At 67.5% G+C, this 14,195-nt stretch carries 12 protein-coding genes; 6 read left to right on the top strand and 6 right to left on the bottom strand.

Translation table 11 applies throughout. The features are described 5' to 3' along the window. Positions 1-21: 21 nt before the first annotated feature. On the top strand, positions 22-867 hold the full coding sequence (locus HNQ07_RS02205) for a M8 family metallopeptidase (RefSeq protein ID WP_184109254.1): 846 nt from the start codon (positions 22-24) through the stop codon (positions 865-867). A 14-nt stretch (positions 868-881) separates the two neighbouring features. Here HNQ07_RS02205 and HNQ07_RS02200 read toward each other — a convergent pair whose 3' ends face one another. From HNQ07_RS02200 to HNQ07_RS02175, 6 genes are all read right to left on the bottom strand, one after another. Beyond that, positions 882-1,715 carry a phosphatidate cytidylyltransferase gene (locus tag HNQ07_RS02200; protein WP_184109253.1) on the bottom strand — a complete coding sequence of 278 codons (834 nt, stop codon included), beginning with the start codon at positions 1,713-1,715 and terminating at the stop codon, positions 882-884. A 238-nt stretch (positions 1,716-1,953) separates the two neighbouring features. Beyond that, positions 1,954-2,505 carry a ribosome recycling factor gene (gene frr / locus HNQ07_RS02195; protein WP_184109252.1) on the bottom strand — a complete coding sequence of 184 codons (552 nt, stop codon included), beginning with the start codon at positions 2,503-2,505 and terminating at the stop codon, positions 1,954-1,956. An 85-nt stretch (positions 2,506-2,590) separates the two neighbouring features. Continuing rightward, positions 2,591-3,298, bottom strand: coding sequence for a UMP kinase (pyrH, locus tag HNQ07_RS02190; protein WP_184109251.1), 708 nt, complete (start codon positions 3,296-3,298; stop codon positions 2,591-2,593). Positions 3,299-3,413: 115 nt separating this feature from the next. Then, positions 3,414-4,208 (bottom strand): translation elongation factor Ts, encoded by a 795-nt coding sequence (gene tsf, locus HNQ07_RS02185; RefSeq protein WP_184109250.1) that lies wholly within the window; start codon positions 4,206-4,208, stop codon positions 3,414-3,416. Between the two features lie 96 nt (positions 4,209-4,304). Continuing rightward, positions 4,305-5,057: a 30S ribosomal protein S2 gene (gene rpsB, locus HNQ07_RS02180; RefSeq protein ID WP_184109249.1), complete on the bottom strand. Its 753-nt coding sequence runs from the start codon at positions 5,055-5,057 to the stop codon at positions 4,305-4,307. Positions 5,058-5,198: 141 nt separating this feature from the next. Beyond that, positions 5,199-6,008 (bottom strand): aminoglycoside phosphotransferase family protein, encoded by an 810-nt coding sequence (locus tag HNQ07_RS02175; RefSeq protein ID WP_229831784.1) that lies wholly within the window; start codon positions 6,006-6,008, stop codon positions 5,199-5,201. 65 nt (positions 6,009-6,073) lie between these two features. Between HNQ07_RS02175 and HNQ07_RS02170 the strand changes: the two genes are divergently transcribed. From HNQ07_RS02170 to HNQ07_RS02150, 5 genes are all read left to right on the top strand, one after another. Continuing rightward, positions 6,074-6,910 carry an undecaprenyl-diphosphate phosphatase gene (locus HNQ07_RS02170; protein WP_184109248.1) on the top strand — a complete coding sequence of 279 codons (837 nt, stop codon included), beginning with the start codon at positions 6,074-6,076 and terminating at the stop codon, positions 6,908-6,910. A 67-nt stretch (positions 6,911-6,977) separates the two neighbouring features. Then, positions 6,978-7,964, top strand: coding sequence for a heme-dependent oxidative N-demethylase subunit alpha family protein (locus tag HNQ07_RS02165; protein ID WP_184109247.1), 987 nt, complete (start codon positions 6,978-6,980; stop codon positions 7,962-7,964). Positions 7,965-7,969: 5 nt separating this feature from the next. After that, positions 7,970-8,422, top strand: a complete 453-nt coding sequence (locus HNQ07_RS02160; RefSeq protein ID WP_308430864.1) for a guanyl-specific ribonuclease — start codon at positions 7,970-7,972, stop codon at positions 8,420-8,422. Between the two features lie 13 nt (positions 8,423-8,435). Beyond that, entirely contained in the window at positions 8,436-8,834 is a 399-nt protein-coding gene (locus tag HNQ07_RS02155; protein ID WP_184109245.1) for a barstar family protein, read from the top strand. A gap of 330 nt (positions 8,835-9,164) precedes the next feature. Then, positions 9,165-14,183, top strand: a complete 5,019-nt coding sequence (locus HNQ07_RS02150) for a PxKF domain-containing protein (RefSeq protein ID WP_184109244.1) — start codon at positions 9,165-9,167, stop codon at positions 14,181-14,183. The last annotated feature ends 12 nt before the right edge of the window (positions 14,184-14,195 follow it).

The following is a 14,195-nucleotide window of genomic DNA, read 5'->3' as shown; positions in this document are numbered from 1 at the left end:
GGGGGCGCTCTACAGTGGAGTATGCCCCCAGCCCACCCCGCACGCGGCCCGCACGGGTTCCGGCTCGCCGTCCGGGGCTGGCTGCTGGCGCTGGCAGTGCTGGGCGGCGGGGTGGGAGGAGCGGCCGCGGCACCTGCGCCCTTCACCATTGAAGTGCGCACGCTGGGCCGCGCGCTCACGCCTGCGCAGCGCGCCACGGTAGAGCGGGCGGTCGCCCGGGTCGCGGCCCTGATCACGTCGCCCTTCGAGCCGGTGCGGGTGGACGCGGATGCTGGCGCCTGCGACCGCGCCCTGCCCGCCCTGCACGAGACGGTGCGCCACCTCGTCATCTATGTGAACGTGACGAAGCTGGACGACGACGTGTACGCCGACGCCGCACCCTGCGACCTGCACGACCGCACGTTCCTGCCCATCTACGCGCTGATCAACCTGAACAGCGCCGGGCTGGCCGACCTGAGCCGTGTGGACCTGCTGGACACCATGATCCACGAGACGCTGCATGCGCTGGGCGTGGGCACCCTGTGGACGGCCGACACGCGCGTGTCCATCGGCGGCGAGCAGGACGACACGGTGTTCCTGCGAACGGTCGGCAGGACGACGTACTACACCGCGCCGCGCGCCCTGGCGGCGTACCGCGCGCTGGGCGGCCGCGCCCGGCCCGGCATTCCCCTCGATCCGGACGCCGGGCACTGGGCCGGGAACAGCGTGTGTTCGGAGATCCTGTCCGGCACGGCCGGCGAGTACACCGGGCGCGTGAACCCGCTCAGTCCGCTGACGCTGGCCGCCCTACAGGACCTCGGCTACCACGTGAACACGGCGGCAGCCAGCCCGTTCCGGCTGCCGCAAGGCGCGTGCCCGGTGGAGTGAGCCCTGCGCCCCCCTCAGCGCGAGAAGACGCTGATGTGCAGGAACAGGTACGTGGCCGGCACCGCGAACAGCAGCGAGTCGATGCGGTCGAGGAAACCGCCGTGGCCCGGCAGGCTGCTGCCGGAATCCTTGGTGCGCAGCGCCCGCTTGATCAGGCTCTCGGACAGGTCGCCGAGCTGCGACGCGCTGGCGACCAGGATCGAGTACAGCAGGCTCTCCAGGGGCGACCACAGCTGCGTCAGCGAGCTGATCAGCAGCACCGTCAGGAAGCTCAGGGCCAGCCCGCCGACCGCGCCCTCCACGGTCTTGCCGGGGCTGACCTCCGGGGCGAGTTTGCGCCGCCCGAAGTAGAAGCCCCCGAAGTACCCGCCGATGTCGGCCGCGAAGGTCGCCAGCAGCGGCAGCGCGAAGTACAGCAGGCCGCCCTGCGCGTCGGGGCTGTAGCGCAGCAGCAGGAAGTACCCCAGCAGCCACGGGATGTACAGCAGGCCGAACATCGAGTACACGATGCGCTCCAGGGGCCGCTCGCCGGGCCGCATGACCTCGACGACCAGCAGGTAGCCGAACGCGACGGTCAGGACCACCTCGCGCCACGATCCGCCTGCCCACGGCGGCGTGTCGCGCAGGCCCGGCAGGCTCGCCACGATCAGGGCCGTGCCGAACACCGCCAGCGAGATGCGCCGCACGTCGATGTCGTTGCGGTCGAGCATGCGGATGTACTCGTACAGGCACATCACCGACACGAAGGCCAGCGCGGGCAGCATGGCGTACGCGCCCAGCCACACCAGCACGCTGATGACCGAGAAGGCCACCACCGAGGTGAGGACGCGGGTGCTCAGGCTTTCCATGCGTCTCCGGCCGGGTACAGCGGGCGGTGGAGGGCGGCACCGGGCCGGACCCTGCACGCCGCCCTCCACCGCCGACCGTCCGGAGGGGCCGTCATACCGGCGTGCGCTGGTTCCGGAACCTCCGGCCAGGACGCCGGACCGTGGTCCATCGCCGCCCGCCGGCAGTGCTCACCGCGTGCGCTGCGCCGCAGCTTCGCACGTCCGCTCGGGGTTGTCTGCGACTCGGCACCGTCCGGTCTCACCCGAGGATATCCTGCTCCTTTTTCTGCAGGATCTGGTCCACCTTCGCCGTGAACTCGTCGGTGATCTTCTGCACGTCGGCCTCGCCGCGCTTGATCTCGTCGTCGCCCAGGCCCTCGACCTTCTTGACCTCGTCCAGGGCGTGCTTACGCAGGTTGCGCACGGCGATGCGGGCGTCCTCGGCGTAGCCCTTGGCGTTCTTGACCATCTCCTTGCGGCGCTCCTCGGTCAGCATGGGCACCGTGATGAAGATGGTGTCGCCCTTGTTGTTCGGGTTCAGGCCCAGGTCGCTGTCACGGATGGCCTTCTCGATGGGATTCAGCGCGCCGCGGTCCCACGGCGTGATGACCAGCGTGCGGGCGTCGGGCGTGGTCACGCTGGCGACCTGGTCGAGCGGCATGGTCGAACCGTAGTACTCGACCACGATCTTTTTCAGAATGCCGGGGTTCGCGCGGCCGGTGCGCAGGATGGCGAGGTTGCTGTCCAGCGCCTCGAGGGCCTTGCCCATGCGCTCGCGGGCGTCGGCCTGGATGGATTTCATGTCAGCCATGAGGAGTCTCCCGGTGGGATGAGAAGGACGGACGGAATGAAGGGAACTGCAGCGAGTGTAACGCTCCGCCCGGTGCGGCGGGCGACTAGCTCTGGATCAGGGTGCCGACCCGCTCGCCCGCGAACAGGCGCGCGAGGTTGTTGTCCTCGAACAGGTCGAACACCACGATGGGCAGGCCCTTGTCCATGCACAGCGTCAGGGCGGTGGCGTCCATGACTTCCAGGCGGCGCTCCACGACCTCGAGGTGCGTGGCCTGCGCGATGAACTTCGCGTCCGGGTTCTTGCGCGGATCGCTGTCGTACACGCCGTCCACCTTGTTCTTGGCCATCAGCACGACGTCCGCGCCGATCTCCATGGCGCGCAGGGTGCTGGTGGTATCGGTCGTGAAGAACGGCGCGCCGTTGCCCCCGCCGAAGATCACCACGCGGCCCTTTTCCAGATGCCGGATGGCGCGGCGGCGGATGTACGGTTCGGCCACCGCCGCCATCGGAATGGCGCTCATCACGCGGGTGGGCGAGCCGGCCGTCTCCATGGCGTCTTGCAGGGCCATGGCGTTCATGACGGTGCCCAGCATGCCGATGTAGTCGGCGGTGGCCGGGTCCATGCCCTGGCCGTTGCGGGCGCCGCGCCACAGGTTGCCGCCGCCGATCACGATGGCGAGCTGAACGTCCGTACCCGTCAGGGCCTGGGTGATGCGCCGGGCGAGCTGCGCGGTGGTGTCCGGGCTGATGCCGAAGCCGTTCTCGTTGGCGAGAAACTCGCCGGAGAGCTTGAGCAGGACGCGTTTGAACATGGTTGACCTCGGAGAAAACAACGCGGCCCGGCGGTGTGGCCGCCGGGCGCTGGGGGTCGGTGCGGCCTGGGTGGGATGACCCAGTGAACAGGGCGGCCTCGGCCGCCCCGTGATATTACGCGCCGATTTCGAAGCGGACGAACTTCTGCACCTTCGCGTCGCCCAGGTACTTCGCGACGGTCAGGGAGTTGTCCTTCACGAAGGCCTGCTCGGGCAGCACCTTCTCCGAGTAGAACTTGCCAATCTGGCCGTCGACGATCTTCTCGACGATCTGGGCGGGCTTGCCCTCGTTCACGGCCTTGTTGGTGAGGATCTCGCGCTCCTTCTCGATGTCCGACGCGTTCACCTCGTCCCGCGTCAGGTACTGGGGGCGCTCGGCGGCCACGTGCAGGGCCACGTCCTTGGCCTGCTGCTGGCTGCCGCCCGCCACGTCCACCAGCACGCCGATCTTGCCGTTGGAGTGCACGTAGCCGGCCACATTGTCGCCCTCGACATACGCGACGCGGTTCAGGACCAGGTTCTCGCCGATCTTGCCGGCGGCGGCGGCCACGACGTTCCCGACGGTATCGCCGTCCAGCGCCGAGGCGCGGAACTCCTCGATGTCGCTGGTCTTGGCGCTCAGGGCCGCGTGCGCAAGCTTCTCGACCAGGGCCTGGAAGTCAGCGTTGCGGGCCACGAAGTCGGTCTCGCTGTTCACCTCGACGATGGCGGCGCGGTTGCCGTCCACCACGAAGCGCACCAGACCCTCGCGGGCCTCGCGGTCCGCCTTCTTGGCGGCCTTCACGATGCCGCGCTCGCGCAGCAGCGCGACGGCCTTGTCCTCATCGTTGCCGGCGTCGGCCAGCGCCTTCTTGACGTCCATCATGCCCGCGCCGGTCAGTTCACGCAGCTTCTTGATCGATTCCATCATGGGAGTGACCTCCTGGGGTCGCAGAGTGGGGTGGTATGGAACGGGGGACGTCCGGGGCGTGCGCCGGACATCCCCCTGCATTCCGGCCGCGTGGGCTTAGTTGGTGTCGTCCTGCGCGTCGGCCTGATTTTCGTCGCCGGTCGCGGCGCTGTCGGCCACGTCCTCGCCGCCGCCGCGCGCCTCGACCAGCAGGTCACCGATGCGGTGCGTGATCAGCTGGATGCTGCGGATCGCGTCGTCGTTGCCGGGCACGATGTAGTCGATGACGTCCGGATCGGAGTCGGTGTCGGCCAGCGCGATCACGGGAATCCCGAGGCGGTTGGCTTCCTGCACCGCGATGACTTCCTTGGTCGGGTCGACCACGAAGATCGCGTCGGGCAGGCGGTTCATCTTGCGGATGCCGCCCACGAAGCGCAGCAGGCGTTCACGCTGGTTGCCCAGCTCGATGCGCTCGGCCTTGGGCCGGTCGTTGATGCGGCCCGTCTCGAACAGGTCGTCGAGTTCGTTCAGCCGGTCCACGCGGGTGCGGATCGTCTTGAAGTTCGTGAGCATCCCGCCCAGCCAGCGGCTGGTGACGAACGGCATGCCGGTGCGCCGGGCTTCCAGCTCCACGATCTCCTGCGCCTGCTTCTTGGTGCCGACGAACAGGATGACGCCGCCGCGCTCGGCGAGGTCCTTGATGAAGTCGAAGCTGCGGTCGACCTGCTTGAGGGTCTTCTGGAGGTCGATGATGAAGATGCCGTTGCGTTCGGCGAAGATGAAGCGCTTGAACTTGGGGTTCCAGCGCTTGGTCTCGTGACCGAAGTGCACTCCGGCCTCCAGCAGCTGCTTCATGGAGATGTACGACATGTCGGGCTCCTGAACGTTCGTGTGGGAAGAAGTCTGCCGTCCGTGTGCCAGCCCAGCGTCAGCGACGCGGTGTCGGGCCAGGCCGCGCGCGACGTTCCAGCACGCACGGCGGGTCACAGGGGCACCCAAACGCGGAGTATATCAGTTTCCGGCGCTCATGAGGAGTCCTGCGGCGAGGCGCGACACCTCCAGCGTTCGCGCCGCATGTGCGGCGTCACCGCCCTCCAGCGTCCACGCGGCCGACAGCCCCGCGTAGGCCTGGAGCCACGCCAGCAGCCTTGGCCGCGCCGGGCCACGCGCCCGGACAATCACGTCCACCTGCCGTTCCAGGCGGCCCGGCGCCAGCGCGGTTTCCACAGACGGATTGCACAGCATGTTGGCGTAGTCGTAGCCGGGGTCCCCGATCAGGCCCTTGGGGTCGATGACCACCCACCCGCGTTCCGGAGACCACAGCACGTTTCCGTGGTGGATGTCGCCGTGCAGCGGGCGCACGTCCGCCGGGTCGTCCAGCAGCGCCCGCGCCACGTCCCACGCCGCCGCGTAATCGCCCCCGCCCGCCGCGGCGACCTCCAGTGAGCGGAACCACGTCCGCAGCTCGGGCAGTTCCGGCCACGGCGCGGGCCGGTCGCGGTGCACGCCCTGCGCCGCCCGCACCAGGATGCGCGTCGCGGCGTCGTCGTCGCCGGCCTGTACCATCTCCGTCAGGTTCGGCGTGCCCAACAGCCGCTCCATCAGCAGGGCATCGCCCTCGTGGCGGTAGACGCGCGCCGCGCCGTCGCCGTCCAGCCACACCATCAGAAGATGGCCGCGCGCCTCCTCCTCGATGCGGGAAACCTTCAGCATCGCGGCGCGGCCCTGGAAGCGCACGGGATAGACATCGCTGGCAAAGGTGCGGATCACGTCTCCGTCGGGGTTCAGGTGCCACTCGCGCATCAGGTCGGTCACGTCCACCCGCCCAGTCTGCCCCTTTCGGCGGACGCCACACCCTGACACCCCGGTGTTAAGCTCGCCCCTGCATGGACGCTCTGTACTCGATCATCCTGGGCATCGTCGAGGGAATCACGGAATTCCTGCCCATCAGCTCGACCGGCCACCTGATCGTCGCGGGTGACCTGCTGGCGGGCATGACCACCACGCCGTGGACCAAGGAGATGCGCGCCGCCTTCGAGGTCGTGATCCAGGGCGGGGCGATCCTGTCGGTGCTGGTGTACTACTGGCGCGACTTCCTGAAAATCCGCACGGTGGGCCGCGACGCCACGCAGCGCCGCCTGTGGACCAGCGTCGTGATCGGCTGCATCCCCGCCGTGATCCTGGGCGTGCTGTTCGGCTCGACCATCAAGCACTACCTGTTCACGCCCAGCGTGGTCGCGTGGGCGCTGATCGTGGGCGGCGTCCTGATCTGGCTGGTCGAGAGCCGCAGAGTGACCCCGACCGTGCACCACATCGAGCAGATCACGCCGGTGAAGGCCCTGGGGATCGGCGCGGTGCAGTGCCTGGCGCTGCTGTGGCCGGGCTTCTCGCGCAGCGCCAGCTCGATCCTGGGCGGCATGCTGCTGGGCCTGGACCGGCCGGCCGCCACGCAGTTCTCGTTCTACCTGGGCTTCCTCACGCTGGGCGGCGCGTCGCTGCTCGACCTGATCAAGAGCCGCGCGGTGCTCGCACAGATCGGCACGCTGAACATGGTGCTGGGCATCGGCGTGAGCTTCGTCGTGGCGTACGTGTCGATCGGGTGGCTGCTGCGCTTCGTGTCCACGCACGACTTCAAACCCTTCGCGGTGTACCGCGTGATCGTCGGCGTGCTCATCCTGGTGCTGATCGCCACCGGCGTCCTGAGCAACGCCAGCCTGGCGTAGGGGCCGCAGAGCCCAGGTTCCCGCTGTTCCCGGGCCACTCTCCTCCGTGCTCTGCCACAATCCCCCCATGCGCCCGCCCGTGCTCTACCGCCCCTTCATGTCCGGGCGCTACGAGGTCTCGGCGGGCCTGTACCGCCTGGGCGCGCAGGCCATCCCGTGGCGGGAGGACGCAGCGGTCGAGACGCACACCTTTGCGCTGGACGACACCCACACGCGGTTCGTGGCCAGCAAGGCCGCCGCGCACCGCCGCGCCCTGCACGAGTACGCCGGCGAGGCAAACCTGCGCCCGGCCCTGCGGGTGGCCGCGCTGGAGTTCATCGCCTGCACCCTCGCGGCGGACAGCGGCGGCGTGATCACGTGGGACGGCGAGACCCTGACCCACGCCCTGCTCGGCTGGACGGCCACGCTGGACCTGAACCGCAACAGTGTCGAGGCGCTGACCCGGTCGGATGCCCCCGCCGCGGCACTGGTCGCGGATCTCCAGCCGGTCAGCGCGCTGGACGTCCTGGGCCTCGGCGCGCAGGAGGACCTCGCCATCATCGCGCGCGGTCCGCACGGCGACTGGCTGGCGGCCACGCACGTCCTGAGCCCGCAGCACTGGGACCCGCGCGACAAGCTCGGCCGGGACTTCGTGGCCGTGCACGCGCCCGTGGCAGGCAGCGGTCCCATGAACGCCACGGCGCCGAGGCTGGTGGACGCCGTGATCACGCGCGGGCCGTTCGTGCGCTTCGCGTGGGGTCTGTCCATGACGGACCGCCTCGACCACCACCCAGCCGCGCCGCCCGACGCGGACCGGCACGCCGACACGCCGTTTGACCCGGAGCGCGCTCACCTGCGCGTGGAGCGTCAGACACTGACCGGCTTCCCCGCTGCGGACGGGGCGCTGTTCACCATCCGGCCGTACACCTTTACGCTGCGGGACGCCGTGCGGACCCCACATCACGCACGCGCCCTGGCCGCCGCCATGCGCTCCATGACGCCGGAGCAGGTCACGTACAAGGGGCTGGACGGGGTCCTGCCGGCCCTGCTCACGTGGCTGGACACCCTATGCTGACGGGCGTGCGCCGCTCGATTCCGCTGCTCGCCCTCCTGATCACGCTGCTCGGCGCGTGCGCGGGTCCGTCCAGGCCGCAGGGCAGTGGGGCCACGACGGGGGCCACCTCGGCGCCGGGCACCGCTTCGTCCACCCGCGCGCCCCAGCCCGCCCGGGACCCGGACAGTGGACTGCGCTGGATCGCCCGCAGCGACTTGCCCCGCGAGGCCGGCCCGGTCCTGACGCGCATCGCCCAGGGCGGCCCCTTCCGCTCCGCGCGGGACGGCGTGACCTTCGCCAACCGCGAAGGCATCCTGCCGCGCGCTGCCCGCGGCACATACCGCGAGTACACCGTCCCCACGCCCGGCGCCAGCGACCGCGGTGCCCGCCGGATCGTGTGTGCCGGCGCGCCGCGCTCCACCGCCGAGTGCTACTACACCGCCGATCACTACGCCAGCTTCCGGAGAATCCAGCCATGACCCAGGCGCCCGCATGATCCAGATCTTCGACGAGGCCCCCGCCGGCCTCCAGCCCGCCCCGCACGACCCCCGCGTGATCGCCGCCGGGTACCAGGTGACCGTCCGCGAGGTGGACTTCGGAGCGGTGGACGACAAGGACAGCGTGATGCTGGCCTTCCTGGCCGGACTGGGGCTGGCGCAGTCGTTCGGCCGCAACTGGGACGCCCTGTACGACGTGCTGAGCGATCCCGGCGTGTGGCCACCCAAACTGGCGATCCTGCTATGCGACTACGGCCACTTCCGCAGCCGCCACGCCAGACTGAGCTCGGACCTGGACCGCGTGCTGCTCGATGCCCAGGCCGAGGCGGCCCGCCAGGACCGCAACCTGTGGCTCCTGATCGAGGAACCCGACAGCGATCCGAACGCGTGGTAGATGACAGCCAGATAAAACCCGCCTTCATCTTCATTCACAAATGCTCACAGCCACGCTGACCGAGAATGCCCATCGTCAGCGCGGTTAACGTGTCAGGCGCCGCCTAGGACGTCGGGAACCCCCCGCCGGGTGAATGTAAGAATAGTGAAAAGCTTACTAAGGTGGAAGGGCAATGTCATATTGTTCACCGTAGAACCCGGACAGGAGTTCAGCACTACCCCAACTCAGGCGCGCAAGCGTCGCCATGGGCCGTGAAGACCTGTGTCCAGCAAAACGGTCACCTCGGACACAGCGAGCGAATGGTGAGACCCGCCCAGGGAAGGAGCCTTCATGAGATTAGGCAGACCCCTGGTACCGATTCTTGCTGCGCTGGCGCTGGTGGCGTGCTCGCAGGGTGGTGCGCCGAAAGCTGATACCGCAACTGCAGGCACCGCAACACCTGTGCTGAAAGCGCAGGACATCGTCACGCCGGATCCGAGTGACGGTGAAATCGTGACCGGTGGGACGATATCGAAATACGCTGGTCAGACGGGAACTCCAAACTTCATCCTGACAGCACAGACGAGGGCCGTTGAGGGTGGGGGGCAAAATGGCGGAGACGGCTGTAACGCTACGAACGGGAACAAGGTGCACATCGCGTTGACCGTCGATTCAGCGTACGCGTCATTCTTCAGCTCCCTCGGGTCTGTGGACGTCCAGAACTGTGGCGTCTCGACTGAAATCCCGTACCGGCTCGCCGACCCTCTGCCCGCTGGTGCCGTCGGTCAGACGATTGTCGTCACTGCAGTCGGCTCCGGCGGAAGCGGCACAACTCCCAAATACACGTCAGGCACCTTCAGCATCAAGATTGTGTCGAATCCAGCAATCGATGCCGCCGGCCCGACCATCACCCCTACGATCACCACACTGTCCGGTGCGAAGAATGGGGTCTGGTACACCGGTGACGTCAGGATCACCTGGGATTTGCAGGATGCCAGCGGTATCGATTCGACGAAATCGGTCTGTCCGATGGTGCTGGTCACGGACGATACGGTGGGGATGTCCATCAATTGCACCGCCTACGACACGAAGGGCAACAAGACGATCTACCCGACCTTCACCATCCAGCGCGACGCCACCGCACCAAGTGTCGTGGCAGCCGGACAGGCCGATCCCGGTGCTGATATCGACGTGGGCTGGGTCAATTCAGCCCAGAGCGCCACCTTCACGGCCAGTGACGCGACCTCCGGACTGGCCTCGAACCAGGGACTGACGACGCCCGGCAATACGTTTGTCCTGACAGTCCCGAAGACAGTTCAGTCAACCAGTGCCACCGATTACAAGGCGGCCACCAAAGAGATCCTCGATGTGGCCGGGAACAAGACCACACGAACGCTGAAAGCCCTGATCGACACCGGCAACCCGCTGCTCACCGTGACCCTGCGCGACAGACAGGGCAACGCGCTCAGCAGCCAGCCGTGGTATGGACAGGACGTCACGGTGGATTACACCTGCTCCGACGCACTGTCCGGCGTGGTGAGCTGTCCGGCCGACGAGCCGATCACCGCCTCCAAGTCGTATCCGGTTCAGACGATCTCGGACAGGGCTGGAAACACCTTCACGCTCGCGGCCTTCACGGTGAACATCGACAAGGTCGCCCCGACGATCACCTACACGACCAGCCCGGCCAACGTGAGTGGCTGGGTGAACTCGGACGTGGTCGTCACCTTCACCTGCGACGCGCTGGGCGGCTCGCCCGTGTCGTGCCCGGTTGCGCGCACGATCAGCACGCAGGGCGTCACCACCGTCTCGCAGATCGTGACCGACGCGGCGGGGAACGAAGCGCACATCACGCCCTTCGACGTGCGGATTGACAGGACGGTGCCCCACGCGGTGCTGGGCGTGTCGCCCACTCTGCCGGGCAGCGGATGGTACACCACGAACGTATCCTTCAGTGCGTCGGACACCGCCAGTGACGGCTACAGCCCCGTGACGTGCTCGACCTCGGTGGCGTCGATCACAGCGGATACAGCGGGAACGGATGTCACCGCAACGTGCACCGACGCGGCCGGAAACACGAATACTTCGGCAGCCACGACGGTCAAGCGCGACACCATTGCCCCCACCATCACGGCCGCCGCTGACCGCGCCCCCAACGGCAACGACTGGTACAACGCCAACGTGACCGTGACGTTCACGTGCTCGGACGGCACATCGGGTCTGGCGGGCGCGTGTCCGACCGCCCAGAGCTTCACCACGGACGGCAATCATGCAGCCAGCGCCACCGTGCGTGATCAGGCAGGCAACGAGACCACCAGCAACACGGTCAACGTGCACCTGGACAAGACTGCTCCGGTTATCAGCGGCAGCAACATCGATGACACCACCTGGCGCAAGACTGACCTGAGCGCGTCCTTCACCGCCAGTGATCCACTGTCGGGCCTGAATCTGTCCACCGACGCCACGTTCACTCTGACGGCCAGCGCCGAATCACCCTTGAACGGCAGCACCTCCGTCAGCAAGACCGTCACCGACCGGGCGGGCAACTCGGTCACGCGCACGCTGAGCGCGAAGATCGACAAGACCGCCCCGGTCGCCAAGCTGAACGCCACCGGCACGCTGGGCAAGAACAGCTGGTATATCAGTGACATCGCGTTCAACACGGCGGGCAGCAGCGATGCTCTCAGTGGTCTGGCGGACTGCACGGTGCCCGCCACGGTGACCACCGATATCGACAGCACGTCCTATTCGACAACCTGCACTGACATTGCCGGGAACAAGGCCACCGATTCGATGAGCGTCAAGCGCGACACCACCCGGCCTACCCTGACCGTTACGCCTGATCACAGTGCCAATACGAACGGCTGGTACAATGCTGATGTCACCGCAACCTTCACCTGCGCCGACACCCGGTCGGGCGTCGCCGTGTGCCCCAGCCCGGTTACCGTGAGCACCGAGAAAGAGGGGAACGTGGTGAGCGGCACCTCTGAGGATGAAGCCGGGAACCTGAGCCTGCCCGCCAGGCTGAGCATAAATCTCGACAAGACAGCGCCAGTGGTGAGCATCAGCGCGAGCGGCCCCAAGAAGGTCAGCGGCAGCGAATGGTTCACCGGTGATGTGACGTTCACCACCAGCGGCAGCGACGCCCTGAGCGGCCTGGACGGCGCGTGCGATAAGGTGAACACCGCCGACCGCACCACCGACACCAACGGCCTGACCGCGTCGATCGAGTGCACCGACCAGGCCGGGAACATCAACAAGGCCGAGATCTCGATCAAGCGCGATGCGACGGCCCCGACCATCGCTTTAGTCGGCCCGGATCACTCGATCAGCGCGTGGATCAATACCGACCTGAGCCAGGACTACTCGGCCACCGACACGGGCTCAGGCATCGCACCGGCCGACGAGGCCTTCAAGCTGACCGTCAGTACCGAGTCGAAGATCGTGTCCGGCAGCGTCGTGCCGACCACGGCCACGAAGACGGTCACGGACATAGCGGGCAACAGCGCCACGCAGACCTTCAGCGCGAAGATCGACAAGACTGCGCCCATCATCAGCGGCAGTGACGTGACGAACGACGTCTGGCGCAATACACCATTGAGCGTCAACTTCACCGCCTCCGACGCGCTGTCGGGCCTCAACCCGAGCACGGACGACAAGTTTATCCTGGCAGCCAGTAGCGAGACTTCGTCGGCCGGCGAGTTCACGACGGTCAGCAAGACCGTGGTCGATCAGGCCGGCAACACCGCCACCCGCACCCTGAGCGCGAAGATTGACCTGACGAAGCCCACCGCAACGGTCGCAGCGACCACCGATCCCAATCGTTTTGGCTGGTACAACACCGACGTCGACTTTGAGACGACCGGCACAGATGGACTGAGCGGGATCGCGTCCTGCACGACCCCCGACACCCTGACCTCCGACTCGGACAGCCACGTTGCGTCCGGCACCTGCACCGACCACGCCGGCAACGTGAGCGTGACGGCGAGCAGCGCCCCGGTCAAGCGGGACACGGTAGCCCCGACCATGACCCTGACAGCCCCGACCGCCGGCCTCAGGAACGGCTGGTATCGCAACGACGTGACCTTCACCCTTGCCAAAACCGATGACCGCAGCGGCGTCAACGACGTGAGCTGCACCGGCCCGGCCCCCATCACGGGCGAGGGCACCGGCCTGACCACCAGCGCGTCGTGCCAGGACAAGGCTGGCAACACGGGTACGGTCACGTCCGCCTCCGTCCAGATTGACCACACCGCCCCGACGGCCACCCTGACCCCCAGCCCCGCCGCGCCCAACGGTCTGAACGGCTGGTACAAGACTGGCCCAATCACCTTCACGACCAGCGGCAGCGACGTCACGCCCAGCGGAGTGAACGGCGTCAGCGGAAACGTGACCTGCACCGCCGTGAATGCCGTGACCGCCGACAGCGCCGGCACACCGGTCAACACCACCTGCACGGACGCCGCCGGCAACAGCGCCAGCAGCGCACCGCTGACGGTGAAGCTCGACACCACGGCCCCGGCGGCCACCATTAAGCCCACCCCCGTCACACCCGACGGCAGCAACGGTTGGTACAGGTCTGCGGTGAACTTCGCCACCAGCGGCACCGACGCCATGAGTGGCGGCGTGACGTGCACCCCTATCGCCACCATCACCACGAGCACGGCCAACTCGACCGTCAATACCACCTGCACCGACGTCGCCGGCAACCAGTCCTCTGCATCGTCGGGCCCGTATAGAGTCGACCTAGTCAACCCGGTGCTGTCTCAGCCGGACAATATCTCGGTCTTCGCTACAGGCGGTGGGCAGGCCACGGCCACCTTCTCGATTCCGGCCGCCACGGACGACATGACCGCCCCGCCCGCCGTGACCTGCGACCGCACCAGCGGGCTGACGGTCACGGTCGGATTCCCAATCACGGTGACCTGCACCGCGATTGATGCCGCCGGGCGCACCGATCAGAAGGTGTTCACCATCACGGCCCGGTACAATTTCACCGGCTTCTTCCAGCCCATCGATATGAGCGAGTTGAACGCCGACGGCACCGTGAAGTCGCTCGTGTACAACACCGTGAAGTCGGGCAGCGCGGTCCCGGTCAAGTTCAAGCTGGGTGGCTACCAGAACATGAATATCTTCGCGGCCGGATTCCCAATGGCTACAAACATCCCCTGCAACGCAACCGCACCCGTCGACGATGTGGAGGAGCTGTCCACGGCGACCAACTCCGGGTTGACGTGGGACGCGACCGCGCAGCAGTACGTGTACGTGTGGAAGACGAACACGACCGCCCAGAAAGCGGGCAGCTGCTACCAGCTGACGGTGAAGTTCATCGACGGCACGTCGCGCACCGCCTTCTTCAAGGTCAAGTAACCCCATCCCCGC

The organism is Deinococcus metalli, from assembly GCF_014201805.1.
Taxonomy (GTDB): Bacteria; Deinococcota; Deinococci; order Deinococcales; family Deinococcaceae; genus Deinococcus; species Deinococcus metalli.
Note: the sequence above shows the minus strand (reverse complement) of the source record. Positions and strands in the feature narration are given on the sequence as shown.